The following is a 17,978-nucleotide window of genomic DNA, read 5'->3' as shown; positions in this document are numbered from 1 at the left end:
ATCATTTTCCTCCTAACCAAGATGAGGCATCCGAAGATTTAGTCATATCCTCTAGCATTTGTACTGCTCCAAATACGCCAGCATCGAATAAATCAATACGTTGCGTTCCACCATCGCCATCTATCTTTTCATACTGAATCATGTCATCTGTTTTTTCGATGGCTCTAACATTTTGCACACAGTACTCAAATGCTTGATTGTGAACATAATATAATGCTTCATTCTTCGCTTTTACTTCAATACGTCTAAACCCTTCTGATTTTTTATAGAAATATTGCGGTTGGTCTACTATTTTGAATCCAGCTTTTCTCATTCCTAAGAAAAACTCACGTCCAAATTTCCTATCAAACCCAACTTTCTTAATCTTGAAGCCCTTGTTCTTCATTTCTTTGAACCAATTAATGATGTCATCATAATGTACTGTAGCCGTATTACTCAGTGTCAATACACCATCATCTTGCCATCCAAACAACGGAATTCCATCTTCCTCTGCTTTCTTATAAGCAGTGATAACCGGGAAAAAGGCATGTGTAATAACAATATCAATTTCTTTGCCCTGATAGTTGTAACGACCATATAACGCTGCTGCTGTTAAATCATGTAGTTTCGATAAGTCTGCGCCACCATACCAATCAATTTTTAATTTCGCGAGTTCTTCAAGTGTCCAATTAAACTGCTTATCCGAATTCTTGAATTCATTTATATCGAAATAAGCTTTTAATGATGATGTGAAGATGTTAAGGGTCTTATTAAAGAACTCCCCTCTAGTTTGAGGATCATTCATAGCAACTTCTGCATCCCTCATTAAATCTTCAATAGATACAGATACTCCACAAGATGGATTGGCCATTTCTAAAATTTTTGGATCAGTGTAATCTATTACATTACCTTTATCATCTTGGTCTGCCTTACATATAAAAATGAAATACTCATCATCTGTAATGGTCCCATTAAGAACTTTTTTACAATATTCTAAGCGCATCGCTAAGAATCCGTTAGGAATATCACCAGCTGTAGAAATTGCTATTAACAACTTGTTTCGATAAGCTTTTTGAGAGTTTTTCATCAGAATGTATTGCTTCGCTGATTGCCAAGTGTGTACTTCATCTAAAATTAGTAGATTACTATTTAATGAGTCTAATCGCTTAGGATCATTGGCTAATGCTTGTATAAAAACAGAGCCTCTATCACCAAATGATTTAGTGATTGAATGCTCTTGGTTGTTATCTCTTATTCGAAACGTTTTATCATTTAAGCGACTGACATTGTAAGTCAAGAAACTAAACGATTCCATTGTTTGTTTTAAACTATTTGCTAAAATATAGAGCTTTGAACCACTCTTTCTATCAAGTATCGAGAGTGCCCATCCTAAAGCCGATGCAAAAGCTGTTTTCCCATTTTTACGAGCAATCATTAAGAGGGATTCATGAAATCTTCTCACATTGCTGTCTTTATTAAAGAATCCTACAAGATTTACAATGACGAATTTTTGCCATGGTTGTAAATACAATGGTGTACCTTTTAATGGTGTACCTTTTAAATCTTCGCCTTGTTGATGCGCTATTGTACCCTCTATTAAGCCAATTACAAAATCAAATTGATCCTGTTTAAAATCAAGGTCATCTCTTTTTAAATCTTCTAGAAACCTTTTTGCAGCAAGTCTATTTTCTTCGCACGCAATTTTCCTACCTTCTACAATCGAGAGAGCATATTCGTACGCCACCTTAAAGTTTTCAGAATTAATATGTGATAAATCCATCTACATCACTTCTGACTAGCGAGAAACTGATCTAGGGGAGAACCTGTATTTCCTTCATTTTTAGGTGGTTCTGAAAATAGAGTTTTTGGATTCAAACATAATCTATCTGAATATGAAACAATGTCTTTTCGCAAAGATTCCATTGCTGTTAACAAAGGGACTTTTCGCTGATTTGTTGCTCCTGCTTTGTTTGTATATTCTTCAGTTATTTGGTATCCGGATTCTTCAAAATAATATTCAAATAGTTGATATTGATGTAGCATTCCTGCATAAATATCAATTAAATTATTGTACTCTTTTTTATACACTCCAAGGCTTCTCATCTCTCTAGTAATCGCAGATTTAAACTGTTTTTTTGTCTTTACACCAGTCAATTTCTCACCTCTTTTCGCCGGACGTTTTAGGCTCACACCCCTTTTTCTTCAAAATTGCTCCGTGGAGGGAAAAAGTCCCCCTCCTCGGTCCCCTGTTGCTTCGTAGAATTGTTTTGAGGTAGGGGGGATACCTTTGTTACCTTTTCACGCCAATATTCCCCTAATGCAGTGAGAACATCGTTATTTCTATCATGCATTCTATCGTGACAAGTAGAACATAATGATAATAGATTCCAAGACTCTAATCGCCATTGAGGATGTGTTTCTAGTGGATTGCAATGATGCACAGTCGTGGCAGTTCGATTCTTACCGTACCGTTTACACTCTTGGCATTCATAGCTATCACGTCTTAATACTTTTGTTCTTTTACTTCGCCATGGTTTAGATTTATAAAAGTTCATTATTCGCTACCTTCTAATTGTGTTGGTAGTTCATCATCTAAGATACTATTTACTAATTTCTTTACTGTACTTGGTCCAATCTTATTCATTTCATTTGGTGTTGTATTACCCACCATATCATTTGACAGTGCATCAAGTTTGATAACAGTTTCTTGTCCGCATAGTTCGATAAGTACTTCAACACCTAAACAATCAGTTACCATTGAAAGTAATACCATCTTTTCTGTTTTGGTAAGTTTCATTGTTCATCCCTCCACAACTCATAGTTCTACTTGCAAGATCCATCCGATACATCCATCAGACTTTGCAAGCATAATAAAAAGCCACACCCATTTTGGATGTGACTTTGTAGTGTTGACGTTTCAGCAAACGTCTATTTAGTTGTTGTTGCCTTTTGCTTCATCTATGAATATATATCACCTTGTCAATTAATAATGTGGCATGAATGTGGCTTTTTAGTTACTCTAAAATATTTTAATAACGTTTAATGAACAAATTTGCATTGAGTTAAACAGTTCTTCAGCGACTAGGAATTTCATACCGAAATTGATTATAATTAAGATAATAACACTAGGAGGAATCGTATGTTTGATAAAAATCTATTTCAGCCTATTATAGACTTTCAAAAACAAATAATTGAAATGACATCACAAATCGACAAAATTATTCAAGAAAATCTCCCTGAAATTGAATTACCTGAAATCACTCTACCTAAATTAAACTACGAAGAAATTCGAACAAACATTAAGCACAACTCTCGCTACGGTTGGACATTAACAGGTGGAATGAGTTTAGGTCATTACCTAGACAAAGTTCTTAGAAACATGAACCAAGACCAATTAGATGAATATTTTTTCCAATACTATACAACTAATGACAATTCTTTTTTTAAAGAAACCGAAACGCATTTATTAAAATTTATTGAACCGCATAGAAAAGAACTTTTAAAAGATTGTTTAGATAACTTTGTAAACAATAATTACCGTATCGCTATTCCATCATTAATGACTTTAATTGAAGGTGAAGTAACGGATATCTTGGAAACAAAGGATTATGGATGGAAACTTAACGATAAAATGAGTAATGCAGCTAAGGATGAAGAAGAAAAGTTTTATCAGATTACAACTTATTCAACTTACGATTATTTAAGAAGAGAGTTATATAAGCCACACAAGTTCGATACGAAAAGACGCAATATGATTAATCGTCACTGGGTTCTACACGGAAGAGATAATCCAAACGTATGGACAAAATATGATGGGCTTCGATTGATAAACGTATTATCTTCATTGCAATTTATTAAAGAATACAAAGATTAGAATCATTCAACTCAATATAAAAACAGAGTTGATACCACTTGTAACTGTAGAGATTAACTCTGTATTTTTTTCTTAACAGTATTAGTCTGTTGAAAAACAGATTTAAATCAATACTATTTCTTTCTTCTTACTCTTACTTGCAACACGACGAATATGGTCATGGGTATATCCAAGCTGATCTGCTATTTCCTGATATGTCATTCCATCGATAAAACGTAGCTTTGCTATTTTATATTCTAAGCCTTCTAGTTTCTCTACGTTTTCACGAATCTCTTTTTCGATTGCTTGATAATGTTCTAACTTTTCTTCAAGTGAAGCAATTCGTCCATTCAAACGATCTGTTCGTTGTGAAGCAACATCAAGACCATATTTATCTGCACCTACTGAGAAGAATGGCAAATGCTCATTCTTGCCAATCCAATATTCTTTATTTACCTCTAGCATTTCGATTTCAGCCTTTACAATATCTATAATGCGTAATAAATCTGCATAGTTCTTCATGATCTCCATTTACACTCGCCCCTTAACCATTTTCTTGTTTTGTTTAAATAACTTCACTGCCAGTTCATGTAGTTCATCTGTTGGCTTGGCTCGTAATATATCCGACACGTCTGTTCCAATTACTTTCCGTTTACCAATACGGAATCCCAGCTCATTCAGCATTTTAGCCACTCTAGCTACATGTTCATGTAAGACATATAGTTTTATAGCATGTTGTTCAAACGTTTCTGGAACATAGCCTTCAACAAATTCGATATAGTTCTCTAACTTCTTTATCTGCTCTCTTGCTTCATCTATGGTCATACTGCCCTTTGCCCCTCTCTACCGCACTTCAATAAATAGACTGGTGCACTCGCCCTTTATCACAAACCCTGTATTATCAACGCTTCAAACCACTTCTAAATATGAGTACACGCTATTGCTTTTTATGTTGTACTGTATAAATAAAAAAGAAATTGATTAATCATTTCACCCAATCAGGTTTAAAATTATCCATTGCTTTGTCCAATACATCTTGGTTGATTCCCACATATCTCAATGTTGTTTCTGGTGACGAGTGATTGAATAATGCTTGTAACGCTACTATGTCTTTTGACTTTAAATAGAAATGATAACCAAATGTTTTGCGTAATGTATGCGTCCCTATTTCTCTAATGCCACATTCCTCTGCTGCTTTACGCAAAATACGATAGGCTGTTGATCTATCAATTGGCCGATTGCCCCCTTGCCGACTTCTAAATAGATACTCATCTTCACTCAAACCTTGTATATAGCGTTGAACATCTTTCCTTATATATGGTGGAAAAGTGAAGCGTTTTGGCTTGTTTGTCTTTTTTTCCACAATATCTATATGAGCGTATTGAACATCTTCTTTTCGAAGTTGCAACATGTCTGATATTCGAAGACCAGCACTTATGCCGATATAGAACAACATATAATCTCTTTCATTTATACTTTTTAAATATTGAAGCATTGCATTTACCTTTTCTGGATCACGTATTGGCTGAACAACTTTCATTTGCAATCACCCTTTCTGTCTAAATGCTCCATTTACTCTTTTGTAAGTGCTGCGCCTAACTCCCATTAATTCTTCAATTTCTCTTTGGCTCATCTTCTTTATAGGTTGGCGTCTTTTTGACGCTTGCCCTTCAACTTCTTTACCTAATCCCTTTTGTACCAACTCTGTTTGTAACGTCCTCATGTCCTCCACCCCTTTAATAAAATAAAAAGAGGCACCAACAAAACAGGCCATTCACCTGTTTGTTAGTGCCTCCGGTATTTTCCGTAAAGGCTATTATTGTATCGTTGCTAAAATATCTCTATCTATTGTTAGAGTTTTATCAACTTTTACAGCTTGTAATATTTTTCCTAAATTACTTTTCAAACTTTTTCGCGCTATATCATTCAAGTAATCTCCATCTAAATAAAGGTTATTATAAGTATCTAAATAGTAGAGAATTTGATTAATCTTATAAAACATATCATTTTGATTGATGCAATATTTTTTTGTTTCGTAACGTTTTTTGTGCAATATTAAGTACAAGCTTTTTTTAGTCATTTCAAATGTCTCAACTAGATATTCTTTTAATTCATCTGTTATCAATTCTCCATCGAAACAAGCATCCTTATCATAAGCAATAAAACGTATAAATTTATCAATTTCATCTAGTAATTCTCTCAATATTAGCCCTCCTAAAAGAACCTTAGTTTGTCCTAATTATAAGAACAAACGTTCCTTTGAGCAAGCTAATTTTGCTCAAATTTTTCATTACTCTTTAATGTTTGAATTCCATTTTACCTGTCCCATTCATTTCAATACTCATTTGAACAATTTCATCATTGTCAATGTTTCCTGTTAACGCTTCTAATTGTTCTGAAGTCAGGCTGTTAATCATTTGAGCAGTTTGCAGTAACATCTGAACATTGTTGTAGTCTGCTTCTGTTAACAAGTTAGTAGAACATTTTGGGCAAGGTTTATTAAGCCATTTATCATAATCCTCTACTTTTACTGAATCATCACGATAGTCACATGTATCGTTATCACATTTAATTCCACCAATATTAAATTGCAATGCTTGTTCCATTAATATCTCTCCTTTACTGAATAACTTCTTTCAAATTGTTCAGTTAGCGTAATAACCTAGAAATCGTATTAAGAGCCTGTGTTGTGCTTCTCGTAATAAAATCCTCAGCATAATTTTGTCCTACTACATTACGAGCATTTTCGATTAACGGTATAAATTCACCATGATAATCCATCTCTACAAAGTCATCACCATAGCCTTTATATGGATTGTTTACACCTATTAATTCTGTTAAAAATGCGAATTCATCGTAGCTAATTGCTACACGATTATAATGACGACCACATACCGATGTGCTTGTTATTTCTGCATTTTGATAGATTGCTTCAATGTTCATTTTCAGCGCTCCTTTACTGAATAAAATCTTTCGACTATTCCTTATTCCATTCCCACAAACTCAATTTTCCTTTGGCTGGCGTCGGCTCTGGTAACACTTGTAAATTCGCTAACTCCCATGCGTAACGACCTTCATCATAATCACCAAAGTAAACTTCATCGCCTTCTAGTTTTTTTTCGAATGCAATACCAGCAGGACTTATTTCGTTCGGTACTTTGTGACAATCAATTAAATCAACAACTGCCAGCACAACAGCTGTAGGTAAATCTTTATAACTTTCAATACCATGCTTATGAAGTGCTTGTTTAATCGGTAGGTAGTCACACGATTCTTTATCAATCTGCTTCCCTGCATGAATTGCTAATGGGCCACGATGCTTTGTTTGCCATGAACGTGTTTCGAACTTTTTTTCACCAAGAGCAATTAATGTCGCCCATGGTTGTTTAATGGTGATTGCTTTCATAGAATTTATCCTCCCTGCACAATTTCTTTCGTTTACACTTACCTATATTCGATTACTCTCAAAGACGTAGTACCTCTCTCTATACATTTACGCTCTATTCGTTCAAGTAATTTGAAATCTACAGATCCATTGAAAGTAGACATTAATTTTTTTAATCCACGATTTTGGGAAACTTGCATCTCTTGTTTACTTATTGAAGATACAAGCTTTTTAGCCTTTTCTATCGCATAATTCTTGCTGATAGATTGAGATAACATCATACCTGTTAGATAATCTGATACGATCCACATATCATACTTTTTACGTAATCCAGCTGGTCTGTGCAAGGCTAAGTAAACACCATTGTGTAATATTAATTGTTGCACCAATACTTCATGTTGTATTGGTCCTAATATCCCTGGATGTGCTACTAACATTTTCATAAACAATTCCCCTTTTTCCTGAACAATATCTTTTATGTTTGTTTTAAACTTTTTCAACAAGAGCAATCCGTTCTTTTAGCAATGCTTCGATATTTGATCTATCAATTAATTCTCCTAATCTGAATTTAAGTCTCGTTTTTTCGGATATTAATTTAACCTCCTGCAACGTATTCAAAATTTTGAATGTGTTCGTATTGAAATAAATATAGAAAGGTTTAGTATTAATGAAAACCTTTTGTTCATCTTTAGATATCTTGACTTCTACCTCAACCGACTCCTTTTCAAATTTGAGGACTCTGACGTTTTCGAAAGTCGTACATTCATCTGCATAAGGTTTAAAAATCATAGTGCCACTCCTTTATTGATTTATTTCTAATTTGATGTATAACTCGTCCTAATAATCACATTTTTCCTGCTGCCCGTTTTGATAATTCCCAATATTGACCTTCTGGAACAAAGTTGAAACCAAAGGTGTTATAGAATGCATCATTACTCATCGAAAAGAATGCTTTACCTAGATAAACAGTCGGATATGATTCTAGCAATTTTCCGTTCCCATCATAAACATGAACCGTACTTCCTTGTTGAATTGGTGTTTTGATAAACGTTTTTATATCCATTTGTAATCCTCCGACAATATCTTTCTATTTTTTAACTGCCCCAACGCGTCTACGCTTGCTTTCACTTACTTCAAAAACTTTGCCATGCTGCCACTGGATAGAATCTTGCCCATACTCTTTAGGCTCTAGAACCTCTACAACTGTCCCCTGTTGTACGATGTATACTCCGTCACCCATTGCGCCCAAATTAACCATATTGCCCATATAAACCCCTCCCTGTTATAATTGCTGTAGTTGTATTAAGTGAGAGGCTTAATTGTAGGGCTACGGCTGCAACCGTAGCTCTACGCTATCCATTCCAATTCACGAACATCACATAAAACGACTTCCTCAGTAAATTGAACTTCCACAGTATTTTTTTTTATTTCAACCACTGTTCCGATTTTTTCAATCAGATGATCACAATAATATTTCCGATAATTATGAATTTCCCAATCTATAGACTCATCCAAAAGTTTAAGTTTCACCCTATCATGCTTTTGAATAACTTCATGTTTTGGCTCTACTGGGTAATCAAAGATGTTTAACTGCTGCATGCTATATCCGTTTTAGACACTGGACCACGTTTACCAGTTAGCCCCTGCCATACCTTCCACTCATTTAGCTCTTTAGTAGTAATGCCGTAATGCTCTGCTATCTGATTGTTTTTCATACCCATCTCTTGCAAATCTAAGTACCGATCTATCGTTAATACCATTCCGTGCTCAGTCATTGATTCTGCTAAAATATCATTTTTATTCTTTTTATGAGGTACGTGAACATCAGAGCGTTTATTCAGGTTTAACAAACTTTTACCGATTTCATTGAACTTTATGAAGATGTCACACTTTTTACAGCTTTTTGCGTTACGATCATATCGATTTGGACAAGTAACACAGTGCCGATTGTGTAATGCTTTTTGCTGCTTTAAAAGCTCAATTCTGTTACTCATACAACTTCCCTCCATCTACATTTAGGAATCAATCATATTCAGGATTAGATACTTCTAACTCGCAATTTTCTTCATCAACAATTAACTTTGCACCACTCGCATAAATTTTGAATAATGTTTCTTCCAGTCCACTTAGACCTTTCATAACAGCTTTAATGTCAAATTGATCAATTGAGCGACTTCCTCCAAAACCTTCCTCATTGATTTTGACCGAATAAACTTTACCACTTTCATCTACGTGCAATCTGTACTTGCAATTGTATTCACTAATATCTTCTCTAGCATCTAATGCAATCCACCACGCTCCGTAAGGCTTGTCTATGTGAAGTGTCATTTCGCGGCATTCTTCATAACCAAGTTCATCTAAATCTTCGATTTCCTCTTTTAACTCTTTAACAATTTCTGATAATTTGTACTCTCGTTTCGAGTCAGATAGCAAACCTTCAATTTGATTTTTAATTTTAGCAACACCTTGATTTGTAATCTCATCATCTAATTTGTCCTTAATAGCCTGTAAGATTAAATGATTGTATGTCGATAAATTTAAATCATTAAAATTAATTTGTAGTGCTTCTTTAGCTTTAGATTTAAGGTCTTTAGAGAAGTCACTCCAACTTCCAAATAAGTCCTTAACAACATCATTGACAGTTGATTCAACGTGTTTATCAACTATCTCCTGAACCTTTCCTTCTGATTGCATTTTTGCTAAACTATCCATCACCATTTTATTTAAATCCATTTAATACTCCCTCTTTCGTATTATTAGTTTTGTGTTACTTTTGATTGTCTCTCCATCACGCAACACCAGTGACCGCTGTAGTGGTGTCTTGTGAATTTGCCGACCATACGCCATTGACGTTTTTCATTGTCAGTAACCTTCTTTTGCAAGTCGTGTTGAGTAACTGCCTTGACCACTTTACGTCCATAAAAATGATTACCCACTGCTTACACCACTCTCTCGTTCATGCTCTTTTCCATCTGATCATCATACATACGATTCAGTTCTTCGTCTGATAATTTATCAAGGTATTGCTCTGAATACCCTGTCATCAAGTGAAGAATAAAAACTAGTTCACTTCGCATTCTCTTTAGCACTCCCTAGCTTTTCTAATATTTTTTGACGTTCGACTTCAAAATCAATTTCTTGACCGATTTCTACAGTTGTTGGCTTTGCGTTCACCTTCTCCTCATTACGATTTTTGAACCATTCAGGAACAACCTCAGTACGCCCTTGTCGACGAAAATTAGATGGTGAATTAACTTTATTCTCTTTTGCTTTATCAGCTTTGATTTGGCGGATAAGCGTTGTCGCTTTTTCACGTAATTTTTTTGTTGAGAGAATATTCGATTTCCAGAACTGATTCTCTTGTGACCAATCAATCAGATATTCGATCTGTTCAACAGTTCTGTTATCCTGTTCCATCATCAAGCGAATACTATCAGCCCAAGTATTCATGTTTGGTTGTTTAAAACTTGGGTCATCAATCAATATTTTTTGATAGAGTCTACTAGCTAATTGGTAATGCACAGAAGATTCGTCGTAAACTCGTTTGCGACTGTTTCCTTTTCTTTGTGTATTCTCTGTAGTAGTCTCTGTGTATTCTCTGGTTATTGGTACCGCCATTTTGTCGGGAACGTTCACGTCATTTTGTCGGGTTCCTTCCTGACAATTTGGCGTTTTCGATTGCGCCAAATTGTCGGTTTGCATTCCGTCATTTTGTCGGTTTGCATTTTCATGCAATTTGTGAAGGGTTTCGTACTTAATCCGATACCATTTTGTGCGATCCATTTTGAATTTGTTATAATTGCCAGCTACAAGAATTTCTAAATCTTCAAGACTCTGAATTACACGTTCTAGTGTGCGTTTTGACCAAAATGGGAACTCCTCATGCCACTCATCGATAGTTTTATACACCCATTTGTGACCATCGCGATTGTTAGTTGAAACACGCAACCAATAATGTACTTGTTGTAAAACGATTGCGTTATTTAATCCAATCTCCGCAGCAAGGGTTGGTAACACTTGCAATGGTGGTTCATTAATTAATAGATTCATGATGCTTCGCCTCCCCAGTTAGCAACAAAGCGTAATGCATCTTGAAGCTCATGTTGCTTCACATCACGATAAGAACCCACTTGATAACGTTCTTTAATGGCAGACCATATTGCTCGAAATAGAGCTCTTCTAGCATCCTTTTCATCACCTGCCAATTCGTAAACTCGTAGGTTTACTTCTTTTCGCAAACGTAATTGTTCCCCAGAATGCAATGTAACCTCTTGTAATCTTTGTTCCAATGTTGTCACCCTACTTTCAAGTTGTTGGTAATTTTCTAGACTAATTGCCAAAGTATGCTCTTGCTCTTTCTGTGGCTTGTCCTCCAACATTGTGTAATAACTTTCAATTAGTGCTCGATATGCTTTTTTAGCTTGTTTACTCTTAGAAAATTGAGCATGTAAAAATGCCCCTTTTTCAGTCCAGAGATAAAGAACTGAAACATATTTAAGGGTAGCGTCATTTTGTCGCTCGCCTTTAAATGCTTTTAAATCTTCACCTGTTAGAGCAAAGTAATGTACGCCAAGTTCAAATTGTTCTTGATTTCGTTGAAAGTTTCGATTGATAGTCTTGCTGTCTGTCTTAAACGATTCAGCTAGTTGTGCACTAGTTAAAACGCGTAAATTCCCATGCACAATAATTTCTGGTAGCATGAAATGCCTCCCCTTTCTTGCTGTTTCATTTGATTTTTGTTATAATATTTGTAATGTAATTTTTTAATCGCTTACTTGCATGCCAGTGCTTGTAAGCCTTTTTTATGCTTATTTTTAAGGGTAGCGTCATTTTGACGTACGGCTCTGCAAATAGCCATATACTGCTCAACAGGTTTCATTGAACGCCAAGCTTTTACATCAATCCTCAACTGGATCACCTGCCTTTCAGATGCATTCACATCATCGGACTCACAAACAAAAAGCTTATGAATCCTGTGATGAGAACAAATCAAACAACTTTTAACGTTTTTGTGTTCATCTTCTCAATTTCATGAATAACATCCTCCAAGCTATTCACACGCCCTTTTTGAATGTTATAAGCAATAAGCTTTTCGATTTGTTCTTCATGGTTTTGCCCATTGCTTAAATCTGCGACCGCAATAGCACACTCATGTAAAGATTCCTTTTCTTGATTTAAGTTTTTATATAGTTGCTCCAGAATTTGATTCATAATTAAATCCTCCTCAAGTTGACTTATTTAGAAAGTTTGTCCATAATAAAAGAACAAGGTTTATAATATATTTTGTTGAACTGTTCACCGTCGAAAGCTACAGTTCATCCTAAATGCAGGTGCTTATGTGCTTGCATTTTTTTGTGTCTTTTTATAATTGTAATTTCGATAACTATCCCCCCTCTTATAAAGAGAACCAAAATCCAAACCCACCAACGATAGGTAGTAATGATTGAACGATTGTTGCTATATCTATTCCACTCATTAATTGTTGAGTTAACATCATTCCTACTTCTTGAGTATTAGTTTGTTTAAACCATTCCATAAAAGTAAAAATATCAGGAGTCTTACGATCATTCTCATACTTAGAAATACATGTTTGACTTCTATTCATTTGAGCTGCCAAATCTTCTTGAGACATGCCACTACCAATACGACATGCTTGTAATAAAGCACCTAACTTCAAAGTTAGTTCACCACCTTTTTATGCCGAATTGGAATACTACATATAGTTATTAAATGTTAAAATTATAAATAAGAAGGAACAAGTTATTACATATCTCATCGCATGTACCTCTAAGTTCCTCGCTTTACTACCTTTGTTCAGGGTAGCGTCTAAGGGACGTTATCCTCTCCAAATTAAGTGGAAATTATCATCTAGAAACTGTGCCATTTTTGTAGCTTGGAACGCCCATGGTGAGCCTTTACCTTTTGGGTAATAAACAAATCCACCGTTGTTAGTATCTAGCTTCTGTTTAAATCTAGGTACATATAGTATGTTTTCTTGTAACCATTCTTTTTTTCTTTTTGTTTTTTCTTCTAAATCTTTCATAGTCCATGACACGCCAACTAACTTATTTTTTTGTAGTTCTTCTAATTCAACTTTGCTTATTAGCACTTTATCTTCTGGAATAGGAATATTTAGTTGTACATTTAATTGCTGTTGCATATAAATTGCCTCCCTCATTCAAATTCTTCATTTTGAAGAATCATTTTTCAAAAAAAAGAGTCCAATGGAATCCCAAAACATCTGCTATTTTTTTTGCGTTACTTACCGTTGCCCCTCTTTCGCCAGACTCAATATGGCCATATGAGGAGCGACTTATTCCAACCAACTTTGCAACATATTCCTGAGTTAGACCCTTTTCTTCACGAATATCTTTTAGCCAAATGCGCACTTTGTTTCACCTCAATTCTTCAAAGTGTAGCTTTTGATTAGCTTAATCATATGCTACACTTTGTAGCTTGTCAACTAATTTTCTTCAATTCGTAGAATTTGTTTAATTCTACATATTGTAGAGTTATAATTTGTATTAAAAAGGAGGCTCCGATATGAATTTCGGCACTCGTTTAACTGCTTTAAGAAAAGGAAAAAAACTATTGCAAGCTGATATCGCTAGTAAATTAGGGATTGCACGTGCTACATACGGGGCTTATGAACAAGGTACTCGTCAACCTGATTTTGAAACATTAGAAAAGATAGCTGATTATTTTGAAGTTAGTACAGACTATCTTTTGGGTCGTACAGATACTCCTTCACTAACGCAGGAAGAAAAAGATGAAGCTGAATTTCAGGCTTTTGCAAATGATCCAGGTTTAAAACGTTGGTATAGGGAATTGCCAAAATCCAAAGAAGAAGATTTACGAATGTTACGAAGCATGTGGGAAGTAATTAAAAAAGAAACAAAATAGAGGGACATGCAGTTATTTGCATGTCCTTTAAATTACGAGGTGATAATATGAGTAATAATGATTTTAGTCCAGGTATTTTATTATTTGAAGTTGAAAATGCAGATCAAAATTATACTGTTGTTTTTAAAAGGGATAAAGATAATTATATAGATATACGATTAAGATTAACTGGGATTCCATATTTAATAGGACCTTTCGATGATGAAACAAGAGCAAAATTTATATATATATATCTAGTTTATCAAAATGGTGGAAGAAATTTCGAAATAATTTCATCAATTGATACATATTTCCCTAAAGATGCATTAGAAAAAGATTTTATTGAAGTTTCTGCTAGACTTGATGTTTTACCTAATCAAGTTTATGAAACAAATTTTGTTAGTACATATTATTATGTGATAGTTGGAACTAGAGAAAATCAAATTCAAGACGAAAATGAAATTGATTTTACAGCAACGAATAGAGAAAATGCCATTTTATTCACAAAAATTTACACATCTATAGATGAATAGAAATTATTAATGATTAAGTTAAATCATAGTATAACTTTAAGAATACAAAATAAGTATAAATGGTGATTAATATGAGTTCAGAAAGTTCAAATATAATTGATATCCGAGCAAATAACAAATATGCTGGCAAACGAATGACCATTATTGAAAAAAGTGCTAAAATGGAAATAGCATCAACTTATGAAGAAGGTGATTCCATGACAAATGAAAGCATGAATGTTTTATTCAATGAACTAAAGGCCGATATGCGTGAACGAGAGCAAAGAACAAAAGGTGAGGTAATTGAACGTGAAAAACGTTTTGAAAAACAATTAGCTGATTTTAACCATGCTGCCGAACGTCGGGAAGAACGTTTTTTAACACAAATAGATACTTTTAACAAAGAAACAAAAGAGCGCGAAGAACGTCTAAATCGTTCGATTGATGAAATTAAAACATCAATAATAACGTTTCAATCAGTTGTTAATCAAAGTATTCAAACATCAAAAGAAGATATTAAAACAGTTGCTAATGAAATAAAAGATACTTCAAAACATGTCCAAACTTTAGCTATAACATCAATTGCTGCTTTAGTTGCAGTTACTATGTCTATTGCTGCTTTAGTTATTACACTTTATTTTACAATAAAATAAATCCACATTTAACCCTACTTTTCAATAGTAGGGTTTTATTGTACACTCAAAACAGAACAAATGTTCTTTTTATGATTAAGTATTGGAGATGTTTGAAATGAATTACACAACCTACACAGAAGATTTTGTAAAAAAGTTGTATATGAAAATCGGAATAACAAAACCACATCAACTCGATTACAAAACAATTGCAAACACACTAGGGATAAGGGTTTTTCCAGCGCCATACGATGGACCAAGCCAAGCACTTTTTGCTAATAATATACCTTTTATTTTCCTTGGTAAACATTTAACACCTCCTCAAATTTGGCAAGATTTTTGTCATGAACTCGATCATGTTCTTCAACATACTGGTAATCAGAGTTATATGCAGAGTACTTGGATTGAATATCAAGAAAATAAAGCAAATACATTCATGTACCATGCCTGTATGCCAACTTTTATGTTAGATGAACTTACTACATACGACTCTACACTTACTATTAAAGATTTACAGTTAATCTTTAATGTTGAATATGACTTTGCTGTAAAGAGACTTACTCAATATTTTAATAACAAAAATATGCCGAAATGGAATAGTGCATTTCTATTGTATTTTTAACAATAGAATTGGAGGTGTTTGATATGGCGAGTATAACAAAACGCGGCAAGACATGGCAGTATACGGTGAGTCGGTATACAAATGGAAAATATGATCCTGTGCGTAAAGGTGGATTTGCAACAAAGAAGGAAGCACAAGTAGCAGCAACAGCTATCGAAATGCGTCTACAAAAGGGTGGTAATGTTTTAACTCGTGATAAAGCATTCACAGAGTATTTTGATGCTTGGATTGAGAAATATAAAAGTATTAAACATAAAAACACTTACAGGCGTTATCAAGACTCATTAAGACGTGCTCAAGAGTATTTTAAGGACAAACCTATTCAAAAAATAACAAGTGATGAATACCAAACATTTTTAGATAACTATGCAAAAGGTCGTTCAAAGGAATCTGTGCGTAAACTAAATACACACATTAAAGCCTGTGTAAAAGATGCAATTGATGATGGTTACCTAGCAATAGATTTTACTCGTAAAGCTGTTAACAACGGCTCTGTACCTGCTAAAAAAGATAGTGAGAAGCATATAAGTTATGCTGAGAGCCAAAAACTATTAAACTATCTTATCGATCATTTAGATAGTGCAGAAGATTATTTATTATTATTAGGGCTTGTATCTGGAATGCGTTTTGGTGAATTAGTAGGCTTAACAAAACCTGCTTTCAACTTTAAAGAAAATACGATTAGTATTTTTCAAGCGTGGGATTATAGAGAAGGAAAAGGCTATACAGATTTAAAAAATACATCATCCGAAAGAACAATTAAAATAGAGGATATTGTTATGCGATTATTCGAGAAATATGCTATTCAATTAAAAGATAACGAATATGGTTTATTTTTCTATGTAGGTGGGAATATTAAATCCGTAACCAATGAAGACACCAATAAACGGTTAAAGGTTATTTTGAATCGGTTAAATATTCAAGAAATAACATGTCATGGCCTTCGACATACTCATGCTAGTGTACTATTGTATGAAGGTGTCGATACTCAGTATGTATCTGAGCGCTTAGGTCATGAAACCATTTTTACAACAATGCACACATATGCTCATGTTCTACGCGAGCTTAGAACACGTGAAGAACAAAAGGCATTAAGTATCTATAAGAATATGTTAGATAATAAAGATGTGTAGTGTGTGTAGTATTTGTGTAGTGTAGTTTCATTTTTTATCTTTTTTTAACGGTTTCTCGTTAAACTTCATAAAAGCAGGAAAGCCTCGCAAACGTTGGTACAGTAACGTTTGTGAGGCTTTCCAGAAATATAACAAGGTTTTCTTAACAGTAATTTGGCGCCCTCGGAGGGAATCGAACCCCCAGTGCAAGAACCGGAATCTTACGTGTTATCCATTACACCACGAGGGCAATTGAACACAAAAAAAAGTACTCACCCTAGGCTTTACGAAAAGCATGATGTAGATAACCCTCATTTGAAGCATACCTGACAAAATAGTGTACTGTACTTTAACTTATGTGACCTTACCAATTATACAAACGTATTGCCCATAATTCAACTATAGAATGCAAAACATTTAAATTTTTTTATCTTCATCCAGTAAGTGTCAAAACACCTACTAAAAAAAGGAACTCGGCTAAGAACTTCACATCCTGTGAAAACACCTGCGTGATCAACATTATTTATCTGAGCGAAAACGATGCGGCAGCTACAAATGTTTTCTGTAGTGAAAGCGAAGCGGCAGCTACAATGGTTTTCTATAGTGAAAGCAAAGCGACTGCTACAATGGTTTGTCTGTGCGAAAGCGATGCGGCAGTTACAATGGTTTGTCTGTGCGAAAACGATGCGGCAGCTACAAATGTTTTCTGTAGTGAAAGCAAAGCGGCAGCTACAATGGTTTGTCTGTGCGAAAACAAATCGACAGTTACAATGGTTTGTCTGTGCGAAAGCGATGCGGCAGCTACAATGGTTTGTCTGTGCGAAAGCAAAGCGACAGTTACAATGGTTTGTCTGTGCGAAAGCAAAGCGACAGTTACAATGGTTTGTCTGTGCGAAAGCAATGCGACAGCTACAATGGTTTGTCTGTGCGAAAGCGATGCGGCAGCTACAATGGTTTGTCTGTGCGAAAGCGATGCGGCAGCTACAATGGTTTGTCTGTGC

The 17,978-nt window shown here is 34.6% G+C and carries 33 protein-coding genes and 1 tRNA gene; 7 read left to right on the top strand and 27 right to left on the bottom strand.

Annotated features, from left to right (window positions below; all coding sequences use genetic code 11):
* Position 1 precedes the first annotated feature (1 nt).
* The 4 genes from ABH968_RS26665 to ABH968_RS26650 are packed head-to-tail and all read right to left on the bottom strand — an operon-like array spanning position 2 to position 2,776.
* Complete coding sequence (locus ABH968_RS26665; protein WP_370048891.1) at positions 2 to 1,759, bottom strand: terminase large subunit; 1,758 nt, start codon at positions 1,757 to 1,759, stop codon at positions 2 to 4.
* Between the two features lie 5 nt (positions 1,760 to 1,764).
* Complete coding sequence (locus tag ABH968_RS26660) at positions 1,765 to 2,133, bottom strand: P27 family phage terminase small subunit (protein ID WP_370048889.1); 369 nt, start codon at positions 2,131 to 2,133, stop codon at positions 1,765 to 1,767.
* Between the two features lie 32 nt (positions 2,134 to 2,165).
* The gene (locus ABH968_RS26655) at positions 2,166 to 2,534 is read right to left on the bottom strand and encodes an HNH endonuclease (RefSeq protein ID WP_370048888.1); all 369 of its coding nucleotides are present in this window, start codon (positions 2,532 to 2,534) and stop codon (positions 2,166 to 2,168) included.
* Complete coding sequence (locus tag ABH968_RS26650) at positions 2,534 to 2,776, bottom strand: hypothetical protein (RefSeq protein WP_370048886.1); 243 nt, start codon at positions 2,774 to 2,776, stop codon at positions 2,534 to 2,536. The genes ABH968_RS26655 and ABH968_RS26650 overlap by 1 nt, the downstream gene beginning before the upstream one ends.
* Before the next feature lie 342 nt (positions 2,777 to 3,118).
* Between ABH968_RS26650 and ABH968_RS26645 the strand changes: the two genes are divergently transcribed.
* Positions 3,119 to 3,853: a hypothetical protein gene (locus tag ABH968_RS26645; RefSeq protein WP_370048884.1), complete on the top strand. Its 735-nt coding sequence runs from the start codon at positions 3,119 to 3,121 to the stop codon at positions 3,851 to 3,853.
* A gap of 102 nt (positions 3,854 to 3,955) precedes the next feature.
* Here the strand turns inward: ABH968_RS26645 and ABH968_RS26640 are convergent, their stop codons facing one another.
* The 22 genes from ABH968_RS26640 to ABH968_RS26535 all read right to left on the bottom strand — a co-directional run bounded on the left by ABH968_RS26640 (position 3,956) and on the right by ABH968_RS26535 (position 13,606).
* Positions 3,956 to 4,363, bottom strand: a complete 408-nt coding sequence (locus tag ABH968_RS26640; RefSeq protein ID WP_370048882.1) for a sigma factor-like helix-turn-helix DNA-binding protein — start codon at positions 4,361 to 4,363, stop codon at positions 3,956 to 3,958.
* Positions 4,364 to 4,657: a hypothetical protein gene (locus tag ABH968_RS26635; protein ID WP_370048880.1), complete on the bottom strand. Its 294-nt coding sequence runs from the start codon at positions 4,655 to 4,657 to the stop codon at positions 4,364 to 4,366.
* A gap of 160 nt (positions 4,658 to 4,817) precedes the next feature.
* The gene (locus ABH968_RS26630) at positions 4,818 to 5,372 is read right to left on the bottom strand and encodes a site-specific integrase (RefSeq protein ID WP_370048878.1); all 555 of its coding nucleotides are present in this window, start codon (positions 5,370 to 5,372) and stop codon (positions 4,818 to 4,820) included.
* 6 nt (positions 5,373 to 5,378) lie between these two features.
* The gene (locus ABH968_RS26625; RefSeq protein WP_370048876.1) at positions 5,379 to 5,555 is read right to left on the bottom strand and encodes a hypothetical protein; all 177 of its coding nucleotides are present in this window, start codon (positions 5,553 to 5,555) and stop codon (positions 5,379 to 5,381) included.
* A gap of 93 nt (positions 5,556 to 5,648) precedes the next feature.
* Positions 5,649 to 6,035 carry a hypothetical protein gene (locus ABH968_RS26620; RefSeq protein WP_370048875.1) on the bottom strand — a complete coding sequence of 129 codons (387 nt, stop codon included), beginning with the start codon at positions 6,033 to 6,035 and terminating at the stop codon, positions 5,649 to 5,651.
* A gap of 94 nt (positions 6,036 to 6,129) precedes the next feature.
* Positions 6,130 to 6,438, bottom strand: coding sequence for a hypothetical protein (locus ABH968_RS26615; protein WP_370048873.1), 309 nt, complete (start codon positions 6,436 to 6,438; stop codon positions 6,130 to 6,132).
* Between the two features lie 43 nt (positions 6,439 to 6,481).
* Positions 6,482 to 6,775 carry a hypothetical protein gene (locus tag ABH968_RS26610; RefSeq protein ID WP_370048871.1) on the bottom strand — a complete coding sequence of 98 codons (294 nt, stop codon included), beginning with the start codon at positions 6,773 to 6,775 and terminating at the stop codon, positions 6,482 to 6,484.
* Positions 6,776 to 6,809: 34 nt separating this feature from the next.
* Positions 6,810 to 7,238 carry an ASCH domain-containing protein gene (locus ABH968_RS26605; protein ID WP_370048870.1) on the bottom strand — a complete coding sequence of 143 codons (429 nt, stop codon included), beginning with the start codon at positions 7,236 to 7,238 and terminating at the stop codon, positions 6,810 to 6,812.
* 38 nt (positions 7,239 to 7,276) lie between these two features.
* Positions 7,277 to 7,660: a hypothetical protein gene (locus ABH968_RS26600; RefSeq protein ID WP_370048868.1), complete on the bottom strand. Its 384-nt coding sequence runs from the start codon at positions 7,658 to 7,660 to the stop codon at positions 7,277 to 7,279.
* A 43-nt stretch (positions 7,661 to 7,703) separates the two neighbouring features.
* On the bottom strand, positions 7,704 to 8,006 hold the full coding sequence (locus tag ABH968_RS26595; RefSeq protein WP_370048867.1) for a hypothetical protein: 303 nt from the start codon (positions 8,004 to 8,006) through the stop codon (positions 7,704 to 7,706).
* Between the two features lie 55 nt (positions 8,007 to 8,061).
* The gene (locus tag ABH968_RS26590; protein ID WP_370048865.1) at positions 8,062 to 8,280 is read right to left on the bottom strand and encodes a hypothetical protein; all 219 of its coding nucleotides are present in this window, start codon (positions 8,278 to 8,280) and stop codon (positions 8,062 to 8,064) included.
* A gap of 24 nt (positions 8,281 to 8,304) precedes the next feature.
* Positions 8,305 to 8,484, bottom strand: a complete 180-nt coding sequence (locus tag ABH968_RS26585) for a hypothetical protein (RefSeq protein WP_370048863.1) — start codon at positions 8,482 to 8,484, stop codon at positions 8,305 to 8,307.
* 80 nt (positions 8,485 to 8,564) lie between these two features.
* On the bottom strand, positions 8,565 to 8,816 hold the full coding sequence (locus ABH968_RS26580; protein WP_370048862.1) for a hypothetical protein: 252 nt from the start codon (positions 8,814 to 8,816) through the stop codon (positions 8,565 to 8,567).
* On the bottom strand, positions 8,804 to 9,211 hold the full coding sequence (locus tag ABH968_RS26575; protein WP_370048860.1) for a hypothetical protein: 408 nt from the start codon (positions 9,209 to 9,211) through the stop codon (positions 8,804 to 8,806). The genes ABH968_RS26580 and ABH968_RS26575 overlap by 13 nt, the downstream gene beginning before the upstream one ends.
* A gap of 28 nt (positions 9,212 to 9,239) precedes the next feature.
* Entirely contained in the window at positions 9,240 to 9,950 is a 711-nt protein-coding gene (locus tag ABH968_RS26570; protein ID WP_370048858.1) for a hypothetical protein, read from the bottom strand.
* Between the two features lie 333 nt (positions 9,951 to 10,283).
* Complete coding sequence (locus ABH968_RS26565) at positions 10,284 to 11,267, bottom strand: hypothetical protein (protein ID WP_370048856.1); 984 nt, start codon at positions 11,265 to 11,267, stop codon at positions 10,284 to 10,286.
* Positions 11,264 to 11,917: an ORF6N domain-containing protein gene (locus ABH968_RS26560; RefSeq protein ID WP_370048854.1), complete on the bottom strand. Its 654-nt coding sequence runs from the start codon at positions 11,915 to 11,917 to the stop codon at positions 11,264 to 11,266. Before ABH968_RS26560 ends, ABH968_RS26565 begins: the two co-directional genes overlap by 4 nt.
* 71 nt (positions 11,918 to 11,988) lie before the next feature.
* A complete protein-coding gene (locus ABH968_RS26555; protein WP_370048853.1) occupies positions 11,989 to 12,126 on the bottom strand; it encodes a hypothetical protein in 138 nt (45 codons plus the stop codon).
* Positions 12,127 to 12,206: 80 nt separating this feature from the next.
* Positions 12,207 to 12,428, bottom strand: coding sequence for a hypothetical protein (locus ABH968_RS26550; RefSeq protein ID WP_370048851.1), 222 nt, complete (start codon positions 12,426 to 12,428; stop codon positions 12,207 to 12,209).
* A 184-nt stretch (positions 12,429 to 12,612) separates the two neighbouring features.
* Positions 12,613 to 12,894, bottom strand: a complete 282-nt coding sequence (locus ABH968_RS26545; protein WP_370048849.1) for a helix-turn-helix domain-containing protein — start codon at positions 12,892 to 12,894, stop codon at positions 12,613 to 12,615.
* A gap of 159 nt (positions 12,895 to 13,053) precedes the next feature.
* Positions 13,054 to 13,377: a DUF771 domain-containing protein gene (locus ABH968_RS26540; RefSeq protein WP_370048847.1), complete on the bottom strand. Its 324-nt coding sequence runs from the start codon at positions 13,375 to 13,377 to the stop codon at positions 13,054 to 13,056.
* A gap of 40 nt (positions 13,378 to 13,417) precedes the next feature.
* Positions 13,418 to 13,606, bottom strand: coding sequence for a helix-turn-helix transcriptional regulator (locus tag ABH968_RS26535; protein ID WP_370048845.1), 189 nt, complete (start codon positions 13,604 to 13,606; stop codon positions 13,418 to 13,420).
* A gap of 154 nt (positions 13,607 to 13,760) precedes the next feature.
* Between ABH968_RS26535 and ABH968_RS26530 the strand changes: the two genes are divergently transcribed.
* The 5 genes from ABH968_RS26530 (at position 13,761) to ABH968_RS26510 (ending at position 16,998) form a co-directional block, all read left to right on the top strand.
* Complete coding sequence (locus ABH968_RS26530) at positions 13,761 to 14,120, top strand: helix-turn-helix domain-containing protein (protein ID WP_370048843.1); 360 nt, start codon at positions 13,761 to 13,763, stop codon at positions 14,118 to 14,120.
* A gap of 47 nt (positions 14,121 to 14,167) precedes the next feature.
* Positions 14,168 to 14,632, top strand: a complete 465-nt coding sequence (locus tag ABH968_RS26525) for a hypothetical protein (RefSeq protein WP_370048841.1) — start codon at positions 14,168 to 14,170, stop codon at positions 14,630 to 14,632.
* A 71-nt stretch (positions 14,633 to 14,703) separates the two neighbouring features.
* Positions 14,704 to 15,264 (top strand): hypothetical protein, encoded by a 561-nt coding sequence (locus tag ABH968_RS26520; protein ID WP_370048839.1) that lies wholly within the window; start codon positions 14,704 to 14,706, stop codon positions 15,262 to 15,264.
* Positions 15,265 to 15,361: 97 nt separating this feature from the next.
* On the top strand, positions 15,362 to 15,865 hold the full coding sequence (locus ABH968_RS26515; RefSeq protein ID WP_370048837.1) for an ImmA/IrrE family metallo-endopeptidase: 504 nt from the start codon (positions 15,362 to 15,364) through the stop codon (positions 15,863 to 15,865).
* A gap of 23 nt (positions 15,866 to 15,888) precedes the next feature.
* A complete protein-coding gene (locus ABH968_RS26510) occupies positions 15,889 to 16,998 on the top strand; it encodes a tyrosine-type recombinase/integrase (RefSeq protein WP_370048836.1) in 1,110 nt (369 codons plus the stop codon).
* 154 nt (positions 16,999 to 17,152) lie between these two features.
* Here ABH968_RS26510 and ABH968_RS26505 read toward each other — a convergent pair.
* Positions 17,153 to 17,227 (bottom strand) — tRNA-Arg (locus ABH968_RS26505).
* A 305-nt stretch (positions 17,228 to 17,532) separates the two neighbouring features.
* Here ABH968_RS26505 and ABH968_RS26500 point away from each other — a divergent pair.
* The coding region (locus ABH968_RS26500) for a hypothetical protein (protein WP_370048834.1) at positions 17,533 to 17,978 on the top strand (446 nt) is incomplete at its 3' end.

It is taken from the genome of Lysinibacillus sp. RC79 (assembly GCF_041262405.1).
Classification (GTDB): domain Bacteria; phylum Bacillota; class Bacilli; order Bacillales_A; family Planococcaceae; genus Lysinibacillus.
The sequence above is the reverse complement of the archived record's forward strand: the minus strand, read 5'-3'. Positions and strand labels throughout refer to the sequence as shown.

Excerpts from the sequence above, each read along its gene's own strand:
- ABH968_RS26665 (WP_370048891.1), bottom strand. The coding sequence starts at position 1,759 with ATGGATTTATCACATATTAATTCTGAAAACTTTAAGGTGGCGTACGAA.
- ABH968_RS26655 (WP_370048888.1), bottom strand. The coding sequence starts at position 2,534 with ATGAACTTTTATAAATCTAAACCATGGCGAAGTAAAAGAACAAAAGTA.
- ABH968_RS26650 (WP_370048886.1), bottom strand. The coding sequence starts at position 2,776 with ATGAAACTTACCAAAACAGAAAAGATGGTATTACTTTCAATGGTAACT.
- ABH968_RS26645 (WP_370048884.1), top strand. The coding sequence starts at position 3,119 with ATGTTTGATAAAAATCTATTTCAGCCTATTATAGACTTTCAAAAACAA.
- ABH968_RS26640 (WP_370048882.1), bottom strand. The coding sequence starts at position 4,363 with ATGGAGATCATGAAGAACTATGCAGATTTATTACGCATTATAGATATT.
- ABH968_RS26635 (WP_370048880.1), bottom strand. The coding sequence starts at position 4,657 with ATGACCATAGATGAAGCAAGAGAGCAGATAAAGAAGTTAGAGAACTAT.
- ABH968_RS26630 (WP_370048878.1), bottom strand. The coding sequence starts at position 5,372 with ATGAAAGTTGTTCAGCCAATACGTGATCCAGAAAAGGTAAATGCAATG.
- ABH968_RS26625 (WP_370048876.1), bottom strand. The coding sequence starts at position 5,555 with ATGAGGACGTTACAAACAGAGTTGGTACAAAAGGGATTAGGTAAAGAA.
- ABH968_RS26615 (WP_370048873.1), bottom strand. The coding sequence starts at position 6,438 with ATGGAACAAGCATTGCAATTTAATATTGGTGGAATTAAATGTGATAAC.
- ABH968_RS26610 (WP_370048871.1), bottom strand. The coding sequence starts at position 6,775 with ATGAACATTGAAGCAATCTATCAAAATGCAGAAATAACAAGCACATCG.
- ABH968_RS26605 (WP_370048870.1), bottom strand. The coding sequence starts at position 7,238 with ATGAAAGCAATCACCATTAAACAACCATGGGCGACATTAATTGCTCTT.
- ABH968_RS26600 (WP_370048868.1), bottom strand. The coding sequence starts at position 7,660 with ATGAAAATGTTAGTAGCACATCCAGGGATATTAGGACCAATACAACAT.
- ABH968_RS26595 (WP_370048867.1), bottom strand. The coding sequence starts at position 8,006 with ATGATTTTTAAACCTTATGCAGATGAATGTACGACTTTCGAAAACGTC.
- ABH968_RS26590 (WP_370048865.1), bottom strand. The coding sequence starts at position 8,280 with ATGGATATAAAAACGTTTATCAAAACACCAATTCAACAAGGAAGTACG.
- ABH968_RS26585 (WP_370048863.1), bottom strand. The coding sequence starts at position 8,484 with ATGGGCAATATGGTTAATTTGGGCGCAATGGGTGACGGAGTATACATC.
- ABH968_RS26580 (WP_370048862.1), bottom strand. The coding sequence starts at position 8,816 with ATGCAGCAGTTAAACATCTTTGATTACCCAGTAGAGCCAAAACATGAA.
- ABH968_RS26575 (WP_370048860.1), bottom strand. The coding sequence starts at position 9,211 with ATGAGTAACAGAATTGAGCTTTTAAAGCAGCAAAAAGCATTACACAAT.
- ABH968_RS26570 (WP_370048858.1), bottom strand. The coding sequence starts at position 9,950 with ATGGATTTAAATAAAATGGTGATGGATAGTTTAGCAAAAATGCAATCA.
- ABH968_RS26565 (WP_370048856.1), bottom strand. The coding sequence starts at position 11,267 with ATGAATCTATTAATTAATGAACCACCATTGCAAGTGTTACCAACCCTT.
- ABH968_RS26560 (WP_370048854.1), bottom strand. The coding sequence starts at position 11,917 with ATGCTACCAGAAATTATTGTGCATGGGAATTTACGCGTTTTAACTAGT.
- ABH968_RS26550 (WP_370048851.1), bottom strand. The coding sequence starts at position 12,428 with ATGAATCAAATTCTGGAGCAACTATATAAAAACTTAAATCAAGAAAAG.
- ABH968_RS26540 (WP_370048847.1), bottom strand. The coding sequence starts at position 13,377 with ATGCAACAGCAATTAAATGTACAACTAAATATTCCTATTCCAGAAGAT.
- ABH968_RS26530 (WP_370048843.1), top strand. The coding sequence starts at position 13,761 with ATGAATTTCGGCACTCGTTTAACTGCTTTAAGAAAAGGAAAAAAACTA.
- ABH968_RS26525 (WP_370048841.1), top strand. The coding sequence starts at position 14,168 with ATGAGTAATAATGATTTTAGTCCAGGTATTTTATTATTTGAAGTTGAA.
- ABH968_RS26520 (WP_370048839.1), top strand. The coding sequence starts at position 14,704 with ATGAGTTCAGAAAGTTCAAATATAATTGATATCCGAGCAAATAACAAA.
- ABH968_RS26515 (WP_370048837.1), top strand. The coding sequence starts at position 15,362 with ATGAATTACACAACCTACACAGAAGATTTTGTAAAAAAGTTGTATATG.
- ABH968_RS26510 (WP_370048836.1), top strand. The coding sequence starts at position 15,889 with ATGGCGAGTATAACAAAACGCGGCAAGACATGGCAGTATACGGTGAGT.